Here is a 255-nt window from a genome sequence, read left to right on the forward strand (position 1 = left end):
GAGCTGCAGGGCACCAGTAATGAAATTGGTGGCACTGTTACACTCACCATCACCGACAGCGCAGGCGCTGTGCAAACCATTGAGACCCTAGTTGGCAGCGATGGCCACTGGAACATTGAGATTCCAGGTGCCCTTGCACAAGGTGACTTTACTGTAAGCGCGAGTATTACCGATGCGGCAGGCAACGAGAGCACAGCAAACAGCAGTGGTAATGTGGATACTATTACGCCAATCGTCACCGTTGATGCACTGGGC

Annotated in this window: 1 protein-coding gene; it reads left to right on the plus strand. The window is 53.3% G+C overall.

All coding sequences use genetic code 11. The features are described from left to right. Positions 1–255 (plus strand): Ig-like domain-containing protein (locus H5159_RS20885; protein ID WP_259399141.1); only part of this gene is annotated, 255 nt, incomplete at both ends.

It is taken from the genome of Pseudoalteromonas sp. SG43-1 (genome assembly GCF_014164415.1).
Taxonomy (GTDB): domain Bacteria; phylum Pseudomonadota; class Gammaproteobacteria; order Enterobacterales; family Alteromonadaceae; genus Pseudoalteromonas; species Pseudoalteromonas distincta.